Genomic DNA, 20,895 nt, shown 5'->3' on the forward strand with positions numbered 1-20,895 from the left:
GTTCCCCTCTGACCGGCCTGCACCGACGGTAGCGCCCTCGGGCCTGTCCGGAGCGACTACCGTGGGACGGATGGGGATGACCACACCACCGCGGACGCTCGCCGAAGCTCTGCGCGCCCGGGACGACGAGTCGTTGGCCGGGCTGCTCCGCGCCCGCCCCGATCTTCTGTCTCCGGTGCCGAACGACATCACCCAGCTGGCGACGAGGGCCGGCACCCGGGCCTCCGTCGTACGCGCGCTGGAGCACCTCGACCGGTTCGCCCTGCAGACCGCGGAGGCGCTGGCCGTCGCGCCCGATCCGGCCCCGTACGAGACCCTGCTCGCCCTGCTCACCGGCGACGGCCAGGACGACGGCACGGCCCGCGACGACTCGGGGGCGGCGATCCGGCGCGCGACCCCCGACGCCCTCGCGACCCTGCGCGAACAGGCCCTCGTCTGGGGCGAGGACGACCGGCTGCGGCTGGTGCGCACCGCGCGCGAACTTCTCGCCCCGTCCCCGCAGCACCCCTCCCCCACCGGTCTGGGGCCGACCGTCGCCGAGGCCACGGCCGGCATGTCGCCCGGCCGGCTCCAGGAGATCCTGACGGCGGCCGGGCTGCCCGCCACCCACGACCCGGTCTCCGCCGTGGCCTCCTTGTCCGCGCTCTTCACCGACCGGCCCAGGATGGGCGAGCTGCTCGACACCGCGCCGGTCGAGGCCCTGTCGGTGCTGGACCGGTTGGTGTGGGGCCCGCCGTACGGGGAGGTGACCCCGAACCCGACGCCCCCGGTGAAGTGGCTGCGCGACCGCGGGCTGCTGCTGCCCGTGTCGACGCGCACGGTCGTCCTGCCGCGCGAGGCCGCCCTGCATCTGCGGGCCGGGCGCGCCCATCGCGTACCGGAGCCGCTGCCGCCCGCGGTCGTGGCGGTCGCGACGCGCGATCCCCAGGCTGTGGACAGCGCGGCCGCGGGCCAGGCATTCCTGGCGGTGTCCACCGTCGAGGAACTCCTGACGAGCTGGAACGGCGGCGGCCCACCGATACTGCGCGCCGGCGGCCTCAGCGTCCGCGAGCTGAAGCGGACCGCGGCCGTCCTCGACGTCTCCGAGCCGATCGCCACGTTCTGGCTCGAACTCGCCTACGCGGCCGGGCTGCTGGCCTCCGACGGCGAGGCCGACGAGCGGTACGCGCCGACGCCCGCGTACGACGACTGGACCGAACTCCCCGTCCAGGACCGCTGGGTGCACCTCGCCACCACCTGGCTCGCCGCCACCCGCACCGCCGGCCTGGTCGGCGGCCAGGACGCCAAGGGCCGGGCCCTGTCCGCACTCGGCCCCGACCTCGACCGCTCGGCGGCCCCCGAGGTACGTCACCGCGTCCTGGCCCTGCTCGCCTCGCTGGACGCCGGCACCGCCCCGGACCCGGAGACGCTGCTCGCCCGGCTCCGCTGGGAGCGGCCGCTGCGCGGCGCCTCCACCTCCGCCGGGAACACCACCGACCTCCGGTCCCGGATCGCCCTGTGGACGCTGAACGAGTCCGAACTCCTCGGCATCACCGGACGCGGCGCGCTCTCCTCCCAGTCCCGCGCCCTGCTCGACTCCGGGCCGGCGAAGGCCGCCGCGCTGCTCGCCCCGCTCATCCCGGACCCCCTCGACCACGTGCTGCTCCAGGCCGACCTGACGGCCGTCGCACCCGGCCCGCTGGAACGTCCCCTCGCCGACACCCTGTCCGTCCTCGCGGACATCGAGTCGAAGGGTGGTGCGACGGTCTACCGGTTCACGCCCGGCTCCGTACGCCGCGCGCTGGACGCCGGACAGTCCGCGGCCGATCTGCACGCGTTCCTCGCCGCGCACAGCCGTACGCCGGTCCCGCAGCCCCTCAGCTATCTCATCGACGACGTCGCCCGCCGCCACGGCCATCTGCGGATCGGCGCCGCGTCCGCGTACGTGCGCTGCGACGACGAGGCCGTGCTCAACGAGATCCTGGCCGACCGGCGCTCGGCCACCCTGCGCCTGCGCCGCCTCGCGCCGACGGCACTGGCCGCCCAGATCGACCCGGCGTCCCTGCTCGAAGGGCTGCGCGAGATGGGCTACGCCCCGGCCGCCGAGTCCGCCGAGGGCGACGTCCTGATCACCCGCGCGGGCACCCGCCGCACCCCGCCCCGTACACCGCCCGCCCCCGTCCCCGAGGGCCCGCCGGTCCCCGACGGAACGCTGCTGGGCGCGGCGGTGCGGGCGATCCGTGCCGGGGACACGGCCGCGACGATCGTCCACAAGGAGACGGACGGGACCACCACCGCCCCGGCCGGCTCACTGCCCCGCACGACGTCCGCGGAGACCCTCGCCACGGTCCAGGCGGCGGCCATGACGGGCTCCGCGGTATGGATCGGGTACGTCAACGCGGACGGCGCGGCCAGCCAGCGGGTCATCGCCCCGGTCCGGGTGGAGGGCGGCTTCGTGACGGCCTACGACCATACGGCGGACGAGGTCCGCACCTACCCGCTGCACCGGATCACCGGCGTCGCCGAACTGGCCGACGACGCCACCACCTGACCTCCCGCCCGGCGGGCGAGCCACCGCCGGCCCGCGCGTTCCACGGCCCGAGGGGGCACCGGCGGGCCCGGACGCGTCCCGTACGGCCACGGCGAGCGAGTGGGCCGGACAGCCCGCGCGCCGACACCTACGCGCCACCTACCCCGCATGCGGCACACTGGACGTTTGGCCGCACGGGCGGCCGCACCCCGTAGAAAGGGCCGAGACGCGTGACCGGACCCCTCATCGTCCAAAGCGACAAGACGCTGCTCCTGGAAGTCGACCACGACCAGGCCGATGCCTGCCGTCGCGCGATCGCGCCCTTCGCGGAACTGGAGCGGGCGCCCGAGCACATCCACACCTACCGGCTGACCCCCCTCGGGCTGTGGAACGCACGCGCCGCCGGGCACGACGCCGAGCAGGTCGTCGACGCGCTCGTGCAGTACTCGCGTTATCCGGTACCGCACGCGCTGCTCGTCGACATCGCCGAGACGATGGCCCGGTACGGCCGCCTCACGCTCTCCAAGCATCCGGTCCACGGGCTGGTGCTGACCTCCACCGACCGGCCCGTGCTGGAGGAGATCCTCCGGTCGAAGAAGGTCCAGCCGCTGGTCGGGGCCAGGATCGACCCGGACACCGTGGCCGTGCACCCGTCCGAGCGCGGGCAGATCAAGCAGACGCTGCTGAAGCTGGGCTGGCCGGCCGAGGACCTCGCCGGGTACGTCGACGGCGAGGCGCACCCGATCGAGCTGGCCGAGGACGGCTGGGCACTGCGGCCGTACCAGAAGCAGGCCGTCGAGGGGTTCTGGCACGGCGGTTCCGGTGTCGTCGTACTGCCCTGTGGTGCGGGCAAGACTCTGGTCGGGGCCGGTGCGATGGCGGAGGCCAAGGCGACCACGCTGATCCTGGTGACGAACACCGTCTCGGCCCGGCAGTGGAAGCACGAGCTGGTCAAGCGGACGTCGCTGACCGAGGACGAGATCGGCGAGTACAGCGGTACGCGCAAGGAGATCCGGCCGGTCACCATCGCCACGTACCAGGTGCTGACGACCCGCCGTAAGGGCGTCTATCCGCATCTGGAGCTGTTCGACTCCCGCGACTGGGGCCTGGTGATCTACGACGAGGTGCATCTGCTGCCCGCACCCGTCTTCAAGTTCACCGCCGACCTGCAGGCCCGGCGGCGGCTCGGCCTCACCGCGACGCTCGTCCGGGAGGACGGCCGCGAGTCGGACGTCTTCTCGCTCATCGGCCCCAAGCGGTTCGACGCGCCGTGGAAGGAGATCGAGGCGCAGGGGTACATCGCGCCCGCCGACTGTGTCGAGGTCCGGGTCAATCTGACGGATTCGGAGCGGCTGGCCTACGCGACCGCGGAGGCCGAGGAGAAGTACCGGTTCTGCGCGACGACCGCGACGAAGCGGAAGGTGACGGAGGCGCTGGTGCGCAAGCACCGGGGCGAGCAGACCCTCGTCATCGGGCAGTACATCGACCAGCTCGACGAGCTGGGCGAGCACCTGGACGCACCTGTGATCAAGGGCGAGACGAGCAACGCCCAGCGGGAGAAGCTCTTCGACGCGTTCCGCCAGGGCGAGATCAGCGTCCTCGTCGTGTCGAAGGTCGCGAACTTCTCGATCGACCTGCCGGAGGCGACTGTCGCCATCCAGGTGTCGGGCACCTTCGGCTCACGGCAGGAGGAGGCGCAACGGCTCGGCCGGGTGCTGCGGCCCAAGGCGGACGGGCACGAGGCCCGGTTCTACTCGGTGGTCGCCCGCGACACGATCGACCAGGACTTCGCGGCACACCGCCAGCGGTTCCTGGCCGAGCAGGGCTACGCGTACCGGATCGTGGACGCGGACGAGCTGCTGACGGACAACTGAGCGGACGGAACAGGCGGGTCCCGGCGAGAAGCCGGGGCTCGTCGTGTCCGCGCCGGACGCTCGTACCGGCGCGTGCGTGCCCGGAGGCCCCGCCGTAATCAGTGTTCGCGGCGTACGGAGTGGTCGTGCTGTTCTCGAGGGTCGCGGCGCAGGACGCCCGCCTCCTCCGCGTACTCGCCGAGGACGACCACGCCGAACGCGGCGCGTGCGAAAACCTTCACGGCGCGCACGGCGTCGCCGACGTGGTGGGTGGGCGGGTGACCGGTGGCGGCCGTCGCGCCGTGCGCGGGGCCGGTTCCATGTGGGTTCAGACCGACGGTGCTCATGTGATCCATGGTCCTGCGCCCGTCCCGTAAAGGCATCGGCCCACGGACGGAATCCCCGTGGTCTTCGCATAGGTCTCGGGTCGCATGCCGTCCCCTACGGGGTGGGGCGGGGGGACCGGGGGTGGGCCGGGCAGCTCAATTCGTTCGACCCTGCCGATCGCGGTCGATACAATCGCCGGTCTGCCCGCCTCCCGCACCGTGGTACCGGCTCGCCGCCGGCAGCCGGGGGAGCGCCGCCGACCGGACGGAAACCGGCCGACAGTCGTACGTGCCCCTGCGTGCGTACCCCGTGATCGATCCTCGAGCGGACCGCATCGCCCCCTGACGGAAACCGGGAGCGAGCTGCGGGCCGCCGTCCTGCGTTGAAAAGCCGGAGGCAACACCGTGCCCGCGCACGAACACGAAAGCGACACCACCACCACCGATCCGCTGGCTCGCGAGCGCTCCCACCTCGCCGCGTCCCGGGCCGCGTTGCGCGCCATGCGGGAGGACGCCCAGGCCCTCGACATCCGCGATGTCACCGCGAACTGGGTCAACGCCGCCGTCCTGCAGGCCCAGATCGACGAACGCATCAAGTCGCTCGCCGACCTCTCCCACACCCCGCTCTTCTTCGGCCGCCTCGACTATCTGCACCCGGTCGGTGCCGAGCAGGCCGAGGGCGCGGAGGGCGAGCAGTTCTACATCGGCCGGCGCCATGTCCATGACGCCGATGGCGATCCGATGGTCATCGACTGGCGTGCGCCGGTCTCTCAGCCGTTCTACCGGGCTTCGAAGAAGGACCCGCAGGACGTCGGACAGCGTCGCCGCTTCGGGTACACCGGCGGCGAGCTGACCGCGTACGAGGACGAGCACCTCAGCGACCCCACCGAGGCCGCGCAGACCAGCAAGCTGCTCCAGGCGGAGATCGAGCGGCCGCGCGTCGGTCCGATGCGCGACATCGTGGCGACGATCCAGCCCGAGCAGGACGAGATCGTCCGCAGCGGGCTCGGCGGGACGGTCTGCGTGCAGGGAGGGCCCGGCACCGGCAAGACCGCCGTCGGCCTGCACCGGGTCGCGTATCTGCTGTACGCGCACCGTGAGCGGCTCGCCCGCACCGGCACGCTGGTCATCGGGCCGAACCGGTCGTTCCTCCACTACATCGAGCAGGTGCTCCCGGCCCTCGGTGAGCTGGAGGTGAAGCAGGCGACCGTCGACGATCTGGTGGCGGCGCACGTCGAGGTGCGGGGCACGGACGCGGCGGAGGCGGCGGTCGTCAAGGGTGATGCCCGGATGGCGGAGGTGCTGCGGCGGGCGATCCGTTCGCATGTGACGCTGCCGACGGAGCCGGTGATGGTGGTGCGCGGGTCGCGCCGCTGGCGGGTGCCCGCGTACGAACTGGAGGAGATGGTCACCGAGTTGCTGGCCCGCGACATGCGGTACGGCGCGGCGCACGAGGCGCTTCCGCAGCGCATCGCGCACGCCGTTCTGGTGCGGATGGAGGAGGCCGGCGAGGCCCCCGACGACCGGGTGCAGAACGCGGTGGCCCGTACTCCCGCGGTCAAGGCGGCCGTGAAGGCCATCTGGCCGGCCGTCGACCCGGCGAAGCTCGTCCTGCGACTCCTGTCCGACCCGGAGTTCCTGGCCGCGCACGCGGACGGTCTGCTCACCGAGGACGAGCAGAAGACGATCCTGTGGACGAAACCGGCCCGGAGCGTGAAGTCGGCGAAGTGGTCGGCGGCGGACGCGGTGCTGATCGACGAGGCGGGCGATCTGGTGGCGCGTACGCACTCGCTCGGCCATGTCGTCCTCGACGAGGCGCAGGACCTCTCCCCCATGCAGTACCGGGCGGTGGGCCGCCGCTGCACGACCGGTTCGGCGACCGTGCTCGGCGACCTGGCGCAGGGGACGACGCCGTGGTCGACGGAGAGCTGGGCGCAGGCGCTGCACCACCTGGGCAAGGAGGACGCGGTGGTGGAGGAGCTGACGGCGGGCTTCCGCGTGCCGAGGGAGGTCATCGCGTACGCGTCACGGCTGCTTCCGGTGATCTCGCCGGGTCTGGCGGAGGTGGAGTCGGTGCGTGAGTCGCCGGGTTCCCTGGCGGTGCGGGAGGTGGCCGGCCCGGCCGCTCTGGACGCGGCGGTACTCGCGGCGTGCGAGGAGTCGCTGACCCAGGAGGGGTCGATCGGCCTGATCGCGGCGGACGCCCGGATCCCGGCGCTGGCGGAGGCACTCACTGCGGCGGGGCACGCCTATCTCTCCCCCGGCGAGGAGACGACGGCCGAGTCCCGGCTGACGCTGGTCCCGGCTTCCTTGGCGAAGGGGCTGGAGTACGACTACGTGGTGCTGGACGAGCCGGCGGCGGTGGTCGACGGCGAACCGGACGAGCGCACGGGCCTGCGCCGGTTGTATGTGGCGCTGACCCGTGCGGTGTCGGGGCTGACGGTGGTGCACGCGACGGGGCTGCCGGAGGCTCTTGGGGACACCGGGGTCCGGTAGCGGCCGGGCCTCAGTCGCCGGACGGGCCGGGCTTGCCGCCCGTCCGGCGATCGAGGACGGAACCGGTCACCCCTGAGAGCCGCCCTGTCCGTCGAGCCGCGCCCGCCACTCCCGTACCGCTGCCACGTCCACCGGCGCGCCCCATCCCCCGGGCCGCGCCGCGCCCCCGATGTGCACCGCGTCGATGCCCGCGGCCAGCAGCTCCTCCAGATGTTCGAGCCGCAGCCCGCCCCCCACCAGGATCTGCGGCTCGTAACCGGGCTCGCCCTTCCGTGCCGCCTCGACGAGGAGCGTCGGGATGCCGTCGTCGACGCCGAGCGCCGATCCGGCCGTGAGGTACGTGTCGAGGCCCGGGAGGTCCGCGAGCTGCTTGCGCAGGGCGTCCCGGTCGGTGGCGCGGTCGATCGCGCGGTGGAACGTCCAGCCGCAGCCGTCCAGCTCGGCGACGAGCCGCTCGACGGCGACGAGGTCCGCGTGGCCCCGCGCGTCCAGGAAGCCGAGGACGAATTCCTCGGCGCCCTCGGCGCGCAGCTCGCGTGCCTTCCGTACGAGTACGTCGATGTCACCGGCCGCGAAGCCGTCCGCCACCCTGAGCATCACCCGCAGCGGGATGTCGACCGCGGCACGGATCTTCGCGAAGGTCGCGCAGGACGGGGTGAGTCCGTCCGCCGCCATGTCGGTGACCAGCTCGAGCCGGTCTGCACCACCCGCCTGAGCAGCGACCGCGTCCTCCGCGTCGAGAGCGATCACCTCCAGGACTGCACGGTTGCTCATGGGACCCCATTCCTCCAGTAAACAGCTATAGGTCTAGTCCAATGGCCAGCCTACGGGTCAGTCGGCTGAAGGTGCAGCTTCCCTGCGGACGTGAAGATACGCGAGGTCAGAGGGGTGCCCGCCGGCCGGACACACCCGGGCCCGCGGCTCGGCACGCGATCCACCCTTGCGCTTCATAGGGGAGGGGGGTATACATGCATCAGTATCAGATACCCCCTAGGGGTATATACGCCAGGGAGGACACCGTGCCCGCGCACACCGCCGCAACCGGCACCGGCACCACCGCAGAGGTCGAGCTCTCCATCGGCGGCATGACCTGCGCCTCGTGCGCGGCCCGCATCGAGAAGAAGCTCAACCGGATGGACGGCGTCACCGCCACCGTCAACTACGCCACCGAGAGGGCCAAGGTCAGCTACCGGGACGCGGGCATGTCCGTACAGGACCTGATCGCCACCGTCGAGAAGACCGGCTACACGGCGCGGGAGCCTGCCCCTCCGGTACGAACCGAGGAGTCCACGCCCGGCGGCGAGGGCGAGGCCGACGCGCTCCGCCCGCTGCGGCAGCGGCTGCTCACCGCCGTCGTGCTCGCCGTCCCGGTGATCGCGATGGCGATGATCCCGGCGCTGCAGTTCATGTACTGGCAGTGGCTCTCACTGGCCCTGACCGCCCCTGTCATCACCTACGCCGCCTGGCCGTTCCACCGCGCCGCCTGGACCAACGCCCGGCACGGCGCGGCGACGATGGACACGCTGATCTCCGTCGGCACATCGGCCGCGTTCCTCTGGTCCGTGTGGGCGCTGTTCCTCGGCACGGCCGGGATGCCGGGCATGACGCACCCCTTCGAGCTGACCATCGGCCGCAGCGACGGCGCCGGGAACATCTATCTGGAGGCCGCGGCCGGAGTCACCGCGTTCATCCTGGCCGGCCGCTGGTTCGAGGCCCGCTCCAAGCGGAAGGCCGGCGCGGCACTCAAGGCGCTCCTGGAGCTGGGTGCCAAGGAGGTCACCGTGCTGAGGGGCGGCCGCGAGGTGACCGTGCCGACGGCTGAGCTGCAGGTCGGGAACCGGTTCCTGGTCCGTCCCGGCGAGAAGGTCGCCACCGACGGCATCGTCGTCGAGGGCGCCTCGGCGGTGGACGCGTCGATGCTCACCGGCGAGTCGGTCCCGGTCGAGGTCGCGGTCGGTGACGCCGTCACCGGTGCCACGCTCAACGCGGGCGGCCGGCTCGTCGTCGAGGCGACCCGGATCGGCGCCGACACCCAGCTGGCACGGATGGCCAGGCTCGTCGAGGACGCACAGAACGGCAAGGCGGCGGCCCAGCGGCTCGCCGACCGGATCTCTGCGGTGTTCGTGCCGGTCGTCCTGCTGATCGCACTGGTCACCCTGGTCGTCTGGCTGCTCCTCACATCCGACGTGACAGCCTCCTTCACCGCAGCCGTCGCCGTACTGATCATCGCCTGCCCCTGCGCCCTCGGCCTCGCCACGCCCACCGCCCTCATGGTCGGCACCGGCCGCGGCGCACAGCTCGGCATCCTGATCAAGGGACCCGAGGTCCTGGAGACCACCCGCCGTATCGACACGATCGTCCTGGACAAGACCGGCACCGTCACGACCGGCCGGATGACCCTCCAGGACGTCCACGCCACGGCCGACACCGACACCACACAGGTCCTGCGCCTGGCCGGCGCCCTGGAACACGCCTCCGAACACCCCATCGCCCGAGCGGTCGCCACCGGCGCCCGCGACCGAACCGGAACAGCACTCCCCGTCCCCGAGGACTTCGCCAACCTCCCCGGCCTCGGCGTCCAGGGTGTTGTCGAGGGCCACGCCGTCCTCGTCGGCCGTGAGCAGCTGCTCGCCGAGTGGGAGATACATCTGCCTGAGGAGCTGGCCCGGAAGAAGGCGGCGGCGGAAGCGGCCGGCCGGACGGCCGTCGTGGTGGCCTGGGACGGCGAGGCACGGGCGGTGCTGGATGTCGCCGACGCGGTGAAGGACACCAGCGCCGAGGCGATCGCACGGCTGCGGGCCCTGGGCCTGACACCCCTTCTGCTCACCGGGGACAACCGGGCGGTGGCGGAGTCGGTCGCGGCGGAGGTCGGGATCCACCCGGACGACGTGTACGCGCAGGTCATGCCCGAGGACAAGGTCGATGTCGTCAAGCGGCTGCAGGCTCAGGGCCGTTCGGTCGCGATGGTCGGCGACGGCGTCAACGACGCGGCGGCGCTGGCCCAGGCGGACCTGGGCCTGGCGATGGGCACGGGCACCGACGCGGCGATCGAGGCCGGCGACCTCACCCTGGTCCGCGGGGACCTGCGGGCGGCGGCGGACGCGATCCGGCTGTCACGGAAGACGCTGGGGACCATCCGTACGAACCTGTTCTGGGCGTTCGCGTACAACGTGGCGGCGCTGCCACTCGCCGCGGCGGGGCTGCTGAACCCGATGATCGCGGGGGCGGCGATGGCGTTCTCGTCGGTGTTCGTGGTGGGCAACTCGTTGCGGCTGCGGGGGTTCCGCGCGGCAGCGTAGGACCGCGCTCGACGGGCCGGTGCTCAGCCCGCGCTCACGAACCGCACCCGGGTGCCGGGCACCGCCTGTGCCGCCCCCGCAAGTGCGGTCTCGTCCACGACCCCGACGACCGGGTAGCCCCCGGTCGTCGGGTGGTCGTTGAGGAACACCACCGGGCGGCCGTCCGGAGGCACCTGGATCGCGCCGAGCACCATCCCCTCACTGGGGAGTTCGCCCTCGTGGGCTCGCGTCAGGGCCGGGCCCTCCGTGCGCAGGCCGATCCGGTTGCTGTGCGGCGAGACCCGGTACGTGGCCGTGGTGAGCGTGCGCAGCGCCTGATCCGTGAACCAGGTGTGGCGGGGACCAAGACGTACCGGGAGAACGAGCTCGGCGGGCGCGCCCGGCCAGGGCACGGTGTCGGGGGCCGCAGGAAGCGACCCCCCGTGTCCCAGGGGCAGTACGTCGCCGTCGCGCAGCGGGGCCGGCCCGAGCCCGGAGAGCAGGTCCGCGGACCTGCTGCCCAGCACCGGTTCCGGCAGCAGACCGCCCCCGAACGCGAGATAGCTGCGCAGCCCCTGCACCGCGGGGCCGGCGTCGAGCACCGCACCCGCCGGTACGTGCACGGGTGTCCCCCAGGCCACGGGCCGGCCGTCGACCGTGACCCGGCAGGGTGCACCGCCGACGACGGCGACCACCGGCCGGTCCGGGCGGACCGCGCAGCCGGTGGCGGTCGTCTCCAACAGCGCCGCGTCCGCGGGGTTTCCCGCCAGCCGGTTGGCAAGGCGGTGGGAGGGGGCGTCCAGGGCTCCGGCACGCGGCACCCCGAGGTGCGCCCAGCCGATACGGCCCGCGTCCTGAACGGTGGTCAGGGCTCCGGCCCGCGCCACCTCGATGGCACCGGTCATGGCCGCACCTCCGCCGCGACAAAGCGCACCCGCGCCCCGGGGCTCAGCAGGGCGGCCGGTTCGCGGGCCGGGTTCCACAGTTCGCCCGGCTCGGGCATCCGCCCGATGATCTGCCAGCCGCCGGGCGACGGGCGCGGGTACACCCCGGTGTACGCCCCCGCGAGGGCCAGCGCACCGGCCGGAACCCTGGTGCGCGGAGTCGCGCGGCGCGGCATGTGCAGGTGCTCGGGAAGACCCGTGAGGTAGCCGAAGCCGGGGGCGAACCCGCAGAAGGCCACACGGAACTCGGTCCCGGCGTGGATGCGGGGCACGTCGGCGACGGTGACGCCCCAGGCCGCCGCGACGTCGGTGAGGTCCGGGCCGTCGTAGACCACGGGGATCTCGACGGCTTCCCCGGTGTCGCGCCGCAGCGGCGGCACCTTCCAGGAGACGAGTTCCCGGGCGAGCCGCGCGCTGCCGTCCGGGGTGCGGTCCGCGATGCCGTCGAGCAGGACGGTACGGGCACCGGGAACGATCTCGCGTACGGCGGGCAGTTCACCGCGTGCCCGCCGCCGCAGCAGCTCGGCGTGAAACGCCTCGGCGTGCTCACCGGAGGGCAGCTCGACGAGCAGCGCTCCGGCCCCGGCGGGAAGCACGCGGATGCCGGTCGGGCTGCTCGTGTCACGGGACGGGCGGGCGCTCGTCCCCCGCGCCCCTGACGTACCCGCGTCGCGGGGCTGTCCGGTGAGGACGCTCCGCTCGGCCGTGACCCCCCGCGTGGCGTCGGAACCCGAGCTCATGCGAATGCCCGCACGGCCACGCCCGCTTCTTCGAGCGCCGCTCTGATCCTGCGTGCCAGCGCCGCCGCGCCCGGGGTGTCGCCGTGCACGCACAGCGAGCGTGCCGCGACGGGTATCCGGCTGCCGTCCGCGCCGGTGACGCCCTGGTCCACGGCCATCCCGACACTGCGGCGTACGACTTCGTCCTCGTCGTGCAGCACCGCGCCGGGCTCGCTCCGCGGGACCAGCGTGCCCTGCGGGGTGTACGCGCGGTCGGCGAAGGCCTCCTCGACGGCGGTGAGACCCGCGGCCCGGGCGTGGTCGAGCAGGCGCGACCCGGGAAGTCCGAGGACCGCCAGGTCCCCGCCGGCCAGCCTGACGCCCTCCACCACCGCTGCGGCCTGGTCGTCGTCCCAGACGGCGCGGTTGTAGAGGGCGCCGTGCGGTTTGACGTACGCGACCGTGGAGCCGGCCGCTTCGGCGAAGACCCGCAGGGCGCCGATCTGGTAGGCGATCTCGGCGGTGAGTTCGGCGGGTGGCACATCCATGGAGCGACGTCCGAAGCCGGCCAGATCGCGGTAGGCGACCTGGGCACCGATCCGGACGCCCCTGGCGGCCGCGATGTCGCAGACCCGCCGCATCACGGAGGCGTCTCCCGCGTGGAAACCGCAGGCCACATTGGCGCTGGTGACGCAGTCGAGCAGCGCGTCGTCATCGGTGAGGGTCCAGTGCCCGAACCCTTCGCCGAGATCCGCGTTGAGATCCATCGGGCTCGCCTGGTTCGTCGGGTTCGTCAGATCCATCACGAGCGCACGCTAGCGATTGTTCAACAATCTGACAAGACCCGGCTTGGGGGGCGAGACACCCGTACGGTTCACTGGGCACAGAGTGCGCAGCGGACGACGCGCACGGCAACAGGCGGAGGACGGGGCATGGCGGGGAATGCGGGCGGCCGGACTTCTCCGGATCTCTCGGAACTGGCGGCGGACAGCGCCCTGCTGGCCCGGTCCGGCACCGCCGAGCGGGTCGCCGCCATCCTGCGGGACCGGATCACCGAAGGCTACTTCCCGCCGGGCAGCCGGCTCTCCGAGGAGAGCATCAGCGGAGCCCTCGCCGTGTCCCGGAACACCCTGCGCGAGGCGTTCCGCCTGCTGTCGCACGAACGCCTCCTGGAACATCGGCTCAACAAGGGCGTCTTCGTCCGCGTGCTCGCCGTCGACGACCTGGTGGACATCTACCGGGTCCGGCTGCTCGTCGAGTGCGCCGCCCTGCGGACGCTGGGCGAGCCGCCGTACGACCTGACGGCCGTCGAGGCAGCCGTGTCGACGGGCGAGCAGGCGGCACTGGCCGGCGACTGGCCGGGCTGCTCGACCGCCAACATCCGCTTCCACCAGGCTCTGGCCGGGCTCGCCAACAGCCCCCGCACGGACGAGCTGATGCGCAACGTCCTCGCCGAACTGCGGCTGGCCTTCCACGTGATGGCCGACCCGCGACGGTTCCACGAGCCCTACCTCACCCGGAACAGGGAGATCGCGGACAGACTCGCCGACGGCGACGCCGTGGGCGCCGAGCGGATGCTGGCCTTCTACCTGGAGGACTCACGGCGCCAGCTGGCGGAGGCGTACGCGGAGCGCCTGACCGCGCGATAGCCCCGCCCCCGGCACCGCACCCCGCACGGCAGACCACCCCGCCCGGCTCGGCGTTCCACCCCGCGCCTGGCCGTTTCACGCGTGGAACGTTCCACAATCCGCACCAACCCCCGAACGCAACCCTCCACACCACGCACCGGACCTCTTCCGGGCGAACCCGCAGATCAGGGCCAAAACGCACCATCTATTGCCCGTACCGACCGAACGGCACACCGCCCGCCCGGCCGCACCGCCGCGCCCACCTCACGCTTTGCTATCCATGTAGCCCGCACCCTTGTGGGTTTGTTGAACAATCGCCTAATGTCTCGCGCACTACCCCCGTCTGATCAGGACCGAGCAGGCCTGCCTGCACGTCCATGCGCGGAAGAAGGCCGACGCGTGATCGTTCTCCTCGGCGTGCTCGTGGTGATCCTCGGATTCGCCACCCGCCGCAATCCCCTCCTCGTGGTGGGTGTCGCAGGCATCGTCACAGGGCTGCTCGGCAAGCTCTCCCCGCAGGAGGTGCTGGCCACCTTCGGCAACAGCTTCGCCTCCGCGCGCTCCGTGACCGTCTTCGTCATCACCCTGCCCGTCATCGGGCTTCTCGAGCGGTACGGACTCCAGGAGCAGGCCCGTACGCTCATCGGCAGGCTGGGCAAACTGACCACCGGCCGCTTCCTGGCGCTCTACCTGCTGATACGGCAGCTCACCGCCTCCGTCGGCCTCACCAGCATCGGCGGCCCCGCGCAGAGTGTGCGGCCGCTGATCGCCCCGATGGCCGAGGCCGCCGCCGAGGCCAAGGCCGGTCGTCCGCTGCCGCAGAAGCTGCGCGAGAAGGTCCGCTCGCACGCGTCCGGCGCCGACACCATCGGAGTGTTCTTCGGTGAGGACTGCTTCATCGCCATCGGATCGATCCTGCTGATCACCGGCTTCGTGAACTCCACGTACGACCAGCACCTCGAACCCCTGCACCTGGCCCTGTGGGCGATCCCCTCCGCGATCTGCGCCTTCCTGATCCACGGGGCCCGCCTGCTCAACCTGGACCGGCAGCTGGAGCGCGAACTCGCCGTCGCCGCCGCCGAGAACGACCTGACGACGCACGCCGGGCTCCGGACGGAGGACGCCAAGTGATCAAGTCCGAGTACTTCTTCTGGCTGGTCGGCGCGGTGTTCCTCGTCATGGCCACGCAGATGGTCATGGACCGCAGCAACCCCAAGCGCTTCGGATCGGCCGGGTTCTGGGGTCTGCTGGGCGCGGCGTTCTTCTACTCCACCGGAGTCGTCGACAAGTCCCTCCCCGCCGAACCGCTGGGTGTCGCCGTCCTGATCCTGATCGTCCTGGGCGGCTGCGGTCTCACCGGCAAGGGCACATCGCACACTCCTTCCCGCGAGAAGCGCGCGGCCTCGGCCGCCCGTTTCGGCAACAAGCTGTTCCTTCCGGCTCTCACCATCCCCGTCGTCGCGATGATCTGCGCGACGCTCGTGAAGAACTGGAAGATCGGTGGCGAACCGGTCCTGGAACCGGGGTACGAGACCATCCTGGGCCTCGGCGTCGGTGCCATCGCCGCGCTGGTCGTGGGCATGGTGCTGTTGCGCGAGCGGAAGATCTCCGTACCGCTGCACTCCGGTCGCAACATGCTGGAATCGATGGGCTGGGCGCTGATCCTGCCTCAGCTGCTCGCAGTCCTCGGCTCGATCTTCCAGTCCGCCGGTGTCGGCGAGCAGGTCGGAAGGATCACCGAGGCGGTGCTGCCGGACGGCCAGAAGTTCGTGGCCGTGGCCGTCTACTGCTGCGGCATGGCGCTGTTCACCGTCGTCATGGGCAATGCCTTCGCCGCGTTCCCGGTGATGACCGCCGCGATCGGCTGGCCCGTCCTCATCGAGCAGATGAACGGCAACGCGCCCGCGATCCTCGCGATCGGCATGCTCTGCGGCTTCTGCGGCACCCTCGTCACCCCGATGGCCGCCAACTTCAACCTGGTTCCCGCCGCTCTGCTCGAACTCAAGGACCAGTACGGCCCGATCAAGGCCCAGCTCCCCACGGCAGCCGCCCTGCTGGTCTGCAACGTCGCGATCATGGCCCTCTTCGCCTTCTGACCCGGCCCGCCCCTGACCCGAGCTCCATCCACCCCTGCCCCCTGGCCCGAGCCGCCCCTTGACCCGAGCCGCTCGCCCACCTCTCTGGAGTGACCCCGATGTCCCCCGCGCTCCCTGCCACGTACGCCGTCCCCTTCACGGAACTGGCCCTCGCCAACGTCGTACGCGAGTACCCCAACGCCCCTGCCCACCTGTACGCCGGCCCCGAGGAACTGGTCGCGCCCCGCACCCTGCACCCCGCCTTCTACGGCGGGTACGACTGGCATTCCACCGTGCACATGCACTGGCTGCTCGTCCGCCTGCTGCGCCGCTTCTCCACCACCGGGGACCTTCCGGCCACGGTCACCACCCGTGTCCACGAGGTACTGGACTCCCACCTCACCCCGGAGAACCTCGCCGTCGAGGCGGCGTATCTCCGCAAGCGCCCGCATTTCGAACGCCCCTACGGCTGGGCGTGGTTGGTGGCGCTGGCGGCGGAGTGCCGTGCGCTCGCCACCCCCGAGGGCGACCGCTGGGCCGACGCCCTCGCCCCCGCCGTGGAGACGGTCGGCGAACTCCTCACCGCCTGGCTGCCCAAGGCGACGTACCCGATCAGGCACGGCATCCACCCCAACAGCGCCTTCGGCCTGGGCATGGTTCTGGACGCGGGCGAGCGCGCCGGTCTGCCCCGCCCGGTGCTCGACGCGGTGGCGGAACGGCTGCGCACCTGGTTCGCCGAGGACCATGACGCCCCCGCCCACTGGGAGCCGTCCGGACAGGACTTCCTCTCCCCCGCCCTGACCGAGGCGGACGCCATGCGCCGAGTGCTCCCCACCGCGGAGTTCCGGACCTGGCTGGCCGGGTTCCTGCCGGGGCTGACGGACTCTCCGCTGCTCACCCCGCCCGTGGTCTCCGACCACGCCGACCCGCAGATCGGCCACCTCCTGGGTCTCACCATGAGCCGGGCCGCGGCCCTCCGTACGATCGCCGACGCGCTGGGCGAGGGCCCCGCCCACACCGCTCTGACCGCCTCGGCCGAGGCTCATCTCGCCGTCGGCCTGCCGTCGGTCTCCTCCGGTGACTTCAGCACGGACCACTGGCTGGCCACCTTCGCCGCACTGGCCCTGGACACCCCGCCCGGTCACTGACCGGTCCGGCACTCGCACAACGACCGGGTCGGCCCTCGACGGGCCGCCCCGGCCCCCGCGACGCCCGGCCCGGCCCTCCGGCGGCAGGCCGGCCCTTAGGGTCGTCCCATGACCGACAGCTCGCGCGAAAGCAGTGCCTCCGGGGCCGCCCACGAGGCGGACGCTGTTCACGGGGCGGGAACCGCCGCCGACGTCCTCCGCGGCCGCTGGCGGGAGGCGCTCGTCGGCGCGCGGGGCGGCGCCGGAGGTCCGGACCCCGTGCCGTACGCCGACATCCTGCTGACCCGTTGGGCCGAACCGCAGCGCCGCTACCACACCACCGCCCATCTGACGGCGGTGCTCGACCGCATCGACACACTGGCCGGCCACGCCGCCGACCCGGACGCCGTCCGGCTCGCCGCGTGGTTCCACGACGCGGTGTACCGCCCGGACCGCTCCGAGAACGAGGAGCGCAGCGCCGCTCTGGCCGAGCGCGCCCTGCCCGAGGCCGGTGTCCCGGACGACATCACCGCCGAAGTGGCGCGGCTGGTCCGGCTCACCGTCACCCACGACCCTGTGGCAGGCGACACCAACGGCGAAGTGCTGTGCGACGCGGATCTGGCGATCCTGGCGGCCGCCCCCAAGGAGTACGCGGAGTACGCGGCTCAGGTGCGGGAGGAGTACGGCTTCGTCCCCGACGACGCGTTCCGGGACGGCCGGGCAGCCGTACTGCGTCAACTGCTGGGGCTGCCGAGACTGTTCCGTACGCCGCACGGGATCGCGCAGTGGGAGCCGCGCGCCCGGCAGAACCTGCTGACGGAGCTCGAGCTGCTCACCCGTTGAGACGGTCGGCACGATCCGCCGATACGGGAATGTAACGGCCTACATCGTCGTTGGCACCTGTCATGCCCGACTCCGCCGTTCGTCATCGCACCCGTATGCCTTTGGCCGTATACATTCTCGGCCTTTCGGTTTTCGCACTCGGTACGAGCGAGTTCATGCTCTCCGGGCTGCTGCCGCCGATCGCCGACGACATGAATGTGTCGATCCCGCGGGCCGGGCTCCTCATATCCGCCTTCGCCATCGGCATGGTGATCGGCGCGCCCCTGCTCGCCGTGGCCACGCTCCGGCTGCCGCGCCGGACCACCCTCATCGCGCTGATCTCGGTCTTCGGCCTCGGGCAGGTCGCGGGTGCGCTCGCTCCGACGTACGAGGTGCTCTTCGCGTCCCGTGTGGTGAGCGCCTTCGCGTGCGCCGGGTTCTGGGCGGTCGGTGCGGCGGTCGCCATCGCGATGGTGCCGGTGAACGCGCGGGCCAGAGCGATGGCCGTGATGATCGGCGGGTTGTCGATCGCGAACGTCCTCGGCGTACCGCTGGGGGCGTTTCTCGGTGAGAACCTCGGCTGGCGGTCGGCGTTCTGGGCGGTCGGCGCGGCGTCGGCGGTGGCCCTGGCCGGTGTGGCGACGCTGATCCCCCGCATCCCGCTCCCTGCGGAGAAGCCGCAGCTCAAGCGGGAGATGACCATCTACCGCGACCGTCAGGTGTGGCTGTCGATCGCGGTCACGGCGCTGGCGGCGGGCGGGGTCTTCTGCGCGTTCAGCTATCTCGCGCCGCTGCTGACGGATGTCGCGGGACTGGACTCGGGCTGGGTGCCGACGGTCCTCGCGCTGTTCGGGATCGGTGCGCTGATCGGTACGACGATCGGTGGCCGGGTCGCGGACGCGCACCTCTTCGGGGTGCTGATGAGCGGCATCGCGGCGTCGACGGTCTTCCTGGTCGCGCTGGCGCTGTTCGCCTCGAACCAGATCGCCGCGGTCGGGCTCGCGTTCCTGCTGGGCCTGTCGGCGTTCTACACGGCCCCGGCGCTGAACGCCCGGATGTTCAACATCGCGGGCGCGGCCCCGACCCTGGCGGGTGCGACGACGACCGCCGCGTTCAATCTGGGCAACACGGGCGGCCCCTGGCTGGGCGGCACGGTGATCGACGCGGACTTCGGGTTCGCGGCGACGGCCTGGGCGGGCGCGGCGATGACGGTGCTGGCACTGGTGGGGGTGGTGTGGTCACTGCGGCTGCAGGGCGGTGGCCGGTCGCGCCGGGTGGCCGGTTCGACCGCAGCGGCGTCTTCTTCGGAGACGTCCGTGGAAGCGGCTGCCCCGGCGGTGTGACCCCGGCAACCGCGTCGGCCGCATCCGTTCAGCTGCCGGGAGCCGGGCGTCCCTTGGGGCGTCGCAGCCCCGCGTCCGTCAGCCGGCGCACCAGTTCCTTGGAGCCGATCTCCCGGGCCCCGGCCCGCACCGCGTCCGCGTACCGGGTTTCCGGTACGTCGTAGTGGTCGCGCTCGAAGGCCTTCGGCGGGCAGCCGATCGAGGCGGCGAAGGCGTGCAGTTCCTCGAACGAGACATCGCTGACCAGATGCGACCAGAGACGTCCGTGGCCGGGCCAGTCCGGCGGGTCGATATAGACCGTCACCGGCGCAGCACCCCGCTCAGCGCGCCGACGCGCGCCACCATCACCGTCGCCTTGGTGCATACCCAGCGCGGGTCCGGCCCCAGTTCCGGTTCGACGTCGAGGGCGTGCGGGTCGCCGGCGTCGCAGACCGGGCAGAGCGGCCACCGGCCGTAACGCTCCAGCAGCGCGTCCTGGACGTCCTGGGCGACCAGGCCGACCAGGTACTCCACGCCGTCCGGCCACTGTTCGACCCACCACCGCCGGTGCGTCACCGCGTCCTCGACGAGGGAGACGATCTCGGCCTCGGCGACGTCGCCGGCCGTGAGATCGGCCATCACCAGCGCGCGGGCGGTATGCAGCGCCTGCTCCAGGCGGTTCAACTCCATGGAGCCATTCTCACCCCGTGCCCGACCGGCCTTCGCCGTAAGGAGACCTTTGGCACCGACAGATTCTCGGTTCCGCCAGAGGTCGGGACCAAAGAGGGGTTGACGTGCCAGAGGGTTGAAAATATCTTTCAAACGTGACCAATGACCTGAAGGAAAGTTTCAGCGGTGATTCTCCGCCCGCACCGGCCGCCCTCGCGGCCAAGGTGCGGACGCTCGCACCTTCCATGACCCGCTCCATGCAGCGGGTCGCCGAAGCCGTCGCCGGCGACCCCGCCGGCTGCGCCGCCCTGACGGTCACCGGTCTCGCCGAGCTCACCGGCACCAGCGAGGCGACCGTGGTCCGCACGGCCCGTCTCCTCGGCTACCCCGGCTACCGGGATCTGCGCCTCGCCCTGGCCGGGCTCGCCGCCCACCAGCAGTCCGGCCGCGCCCCCGCCGTCACGGCGGACATAGCGGTCGACGACCCGATCGCCGATGTGGTCGCCAAGCTCGCCTTCGACGAGCAGCAGACCCTCGCCGACACGGCCGCCGGGCTCGACACGGTGCAGCTCGGTGCCGCCGTCGCCGCCGCGTCGACCGCCCGCCGGATCGACATCTACGGCGTCGGCGCCTCCTCCCTCGTCGCCCAGGACCTGGGGCAGAAGCTGCTCCGGATCGGCCTGATCGCGCACGCCCACACGGACCCGCACCTGGCGGTGACCAACGCCGTGCAGCTCCGCTCCGGCGATGTGGCGATCGCGATCACCCACTCCGGCTCCACGGTCGATGTGATCGAACCGCTCCGGGTGGCCTTCGACCAGGGGGCCACGACGATCGCGATCACCGGCCGCCCCGACGGCCCGGTGACGCAGTACGCGGACCACGTGCTGACGACGTCCACCGCCCGTGAGAGCGAACTGCGCCCCGCCGCGATGTCGAGCCGTACGAGCCAGCTGCTCGTCGTCGACTGCCTGTTCATAGGCGTCGCCCAGCGGACGTACGAGACGGCCGCCCCGGCGCTGGCCGCCTCCTACGAGGCGCTCGCCCACCGACATACCCCCCGCAGCACCCGCTGACCACGACGCCGTACCCGCTGAACCGCACGAGACACGAGATCGAGAAAGCAG

Annotated in this window: 18 protein-coding genes; 11 read left to right on the forward strand and 7 right to left on the reverse strand. The window is 72.2% G+C overall.

Going from position 1 to position 20,895, the window contains the following annotated elements; genetic code table 11:
• Nucleotides 1–70: 70 nt before the first annotated feature.
• On the forward strand, nt 71–2,530 hold the full coding sequence (locus OG963_RS21305) for a helicase C-terminal domain-containing protein (protein WP_093778324.1): 2,460 nt from the start codon (nt 71–73) through the stop codon (nt 2,528–2,530).
• A 209-nt stretch (nt 2,531–2,739) separates the two neighbouring features.
• Nucleotides 2,740–4,383: a DNA repair helicase XPB gene (locus OG963_RS21310; protein ID WP_093778326.1), complete on the forward strand. Its 1,644-nt coding sequence runs from the start codon at nt 2,740–2,742 to the stop codon at nt 4,381–4,383.
• Nucleotides 4,384–4,481: 98 nt separating this feature from the next.
• On the opposite strand, the gene OG963_RS21315 is transcribed toward OG963_RS21310, so the two are convergent.
• Nucleotides 4,482–4,709 carry a hypothetical protein gene (locus tag OG963_RS21315; RefSeq protein ID WP_093778328.1) on the reverse strand — a complete coding sequence of 76 codons (228 nt, stop codon included), beginning with the start codon at nt 4,707–4,709 and terminating at the stop codon, nt 4,482–4,484.
• A 384-nt stretch (nt 4,710–5,093) separates the two neighbouring features.
• On the opposite strand from OG963_RS21315, the gene OG963_RS21320 reads away from it, so the two are divergent.
• Nucleotides 5,094–7,184 carry a UvrD-helicase domain-containing protein gene (locus tag OG963_RS21320; protein WP_093778330.1) on the forward strand — a complete coding sequence of 697 codons (2,091 nt, stop codon included), beginning with the start codon at nt 5,094–5,096 and terminating at the stop codon, nt 7,182–7,184.
• 66 nt (nt 7,185–7,250) lie between these two features.
• Here the strand turns inward: OG963_RS21320 and OG963_RS21325 are convergent, their stop codons facing one another.
• On the reverse strand, nt 7,251–7,958 hold the full coding sequence (locus OG963_RS21325; RefSeq protein ID WP_093778332.1) for a copper homeostasis protein CutC: 708 nt from the start codon (nt 7,956–7,958) through the stop codon (nt 7,251–7,253).
• Nucleotides 7,959–8,203: 245 nt separating this feature from the next.
• Here OG963_RS21325 and OG963_RS21330 point away from each other — a divergent pair, with 245 nt between their 5' ends.
• Nucleotides 8,204–10,483, forward strand: coding sequence for a heavy metal translocating P-type ATPase (locus OG963_RS21330; RefSeq protein ID WP_319787746.1), 2,280 nt, complete (start codon nt 8,204–8,206; stop codon nt 10,481–10,483).
• Nucleotides 10,484–10,506: 23 nt separating this feature from the next.
• On the opposite strand, the gene OG963_RS21335 is transcribed toward OG963_RS21330, so the two are convergent.
• The 3 genes from OG963_RS21335 to OG963_RS21345 all read right to left on the reverse strand — a co-directional run bounded on the left by OG963_RS21335 (nt 10,507) and on the right by OG963_RS21345 (nt 12,892).
• Nucleotides 10,507–11,367, reverse strand: coding sequence for a biotin-dependent carboxyltransferase family protein (locus OG963_RS21335; protein ID WP_093779555.1), 861 nt, complete (start codon nt 11,365–11,367; stop codon nt 10,507–10,509).
• Nucleotides 11,364–12,002: an allophanate hydrolase subunit 1 gene (locus OG963_RS21340; protein ID WP_371800314.1), complete on the reverse strand. Its 639-nt coding sequence runs from the start codon at nt 12,000–12,002 to the stop codon at nt 11,364–11,366. Before OG963_RS21340 ends, OG963_RS21335 begins: the two co-directional genes overlap by 4 nt.
• Before the next feature lie 140 nt (nt 12,003–12,142).
• The gene (locus OG963_RS21345; RefSeq protein ID WP_093779630.1) at nt 12,143–12,892 is read right to left on the reverse strand and encodes a LamB/YcsF family protein; all 750 of its coding nucleotides are present in this window, start codon (nt 12,890–12,892) and stop codon (nt 12,143–12,145) included.
• Nucleotides 12,893–13,057: 165 nt separating this feature from the next.
• On the opposite strand from OG963_RS21345, the gene OG963_RS21350 reads away from it, so the two are divergent.
• From OG963_RS21350 to OG963_RS21375, 6 genes are all read left to right on the forward strand, one after another.
• Nucleotides 13,058–13,774, forward strand: coding sequence for a GntR family transcriptional regulator (locus OG963_RS21350; protein WP_030933023.1), 717 nt, complete (start codon nt 13,058–13,060; stop codon nt 13,772–13,774).
• A gap of 378 nt (nt 13,775–14,152) precedes the next feature.
• A complete protein-coding gene (locus OG963_RS21355; protein WP_093779559.1) occupies nt 14,153–14,884 on the forward strand; it encodes a DUF969 domain-containing protein in 732 nt (243 codons plus the stop codon).
• Complete coding sequence (locus OG963_RS21360; protein ID WP_093779561.1) at nt 14,881–15,849, forward strand: DUF979 domain-containing protein; 969 nt, start codon at nt 14,881–14,883, stop codon at nt 15,847–15,849. The genes OG963_RS21355 and OG963_RS21360 overlap by 4 nt, the downstream gene beginning before the upstream one ends.
• A 98-nt stretch (nt 15,850–15,947) precedes the next feature.
• Nucleotides 15,948–16,976, forward strand: coding sequence for a DUF2891 domain-containing protein (locus tag OG963_RS21365; RefSeq protein ID WP_093779563.1), 1,029 nt, complete (start codon nt 15,948–15,950; stop codon nt 16,974–16,976).
• Nucleotides 16,977–17,084: 108 nt separating this feature from the next.
• Nucleotides 17,085–17,798, forward strand: a complete 714-nt coding sequence (locus tag OG963_RS21370; protein ID WP_093779565.1) for a hypothetical protein — start codon at nt 17,085–17,087, stop codon at nt 17,796–17,798.
• A 95-nt stretch (nt 17,799–17,893) separates the two neighbouring features.
• Nucleotides 17,894–19,120, forward strand: coding sequence for a Cmx/CmrA family chloramphenicol efflux MFS transporter (locus tag OG963_RS21375; protein ID WP_176902404.1), 1,227 nt, complete (start codon nt 17,894–17,896; stop codon nt 19,118–19,120).
• 28 nt (nt 19,121–19,148) lie between these two features.
• Here OG963_RS21375 and OG963_RS21380 read toward each other — a convergent pair whose 3' ends face one another.
• Nucleotides 19,149–19,424 (reverse strand): DUF4031 domain-containing protein, encoded by a 276-nt coding sequence (locus OG963_RS21380; protein ID WP_093931498.1) that lies wholly within the window; start codon nt 19,422–19,424, stop codon nt 19,149–19,151.
• Nucleotides 19,421–19,789 carry a hypothetical protein gene (locus OG963_RS21385; protein ID WP_030933043.1) on the reverse strand — a complete coding sequence of 123 codons (369 nt, stop codon included), beginning with the start codon at nt 19,787–19,789 and terminating at the stop codon, nt 19,421–19,423. The genes OG963_RS21380 and OG963_RS21385 overlap by 4 nt, the downstream gene beginning before the upstream one ends.
• Before the next feature lie 134 nt (nt 19,790–19,923).
• Here OG963_RS21385 and OG963_RS21390 point away from each other — a divergent pair, with 134 nt between their 5' ends.
• Nucleotides 19,924–20,844, forward strand: coding sequence for a MurR/RpiR family transcriptional regulator (locus tag OG963_RS21390; RefSeq protein ID WP_030933046.1), 921 nt, complete (start codon nt 19,924–19,926; stop codon nt 20,842–20,844).
• The last annotated feature ends 51 nt before the right edge of the window (nt 20,845–20,895 follow it).

The organism is Streptomyces sp. NBC_01707 (assembly GCF_041438805.1).
Taxonomy (GTDB): Bacteria; Actinomycetota; Actinomycetes; order Streptomycetales; family Streptomycetaceae; genus Streptomyces.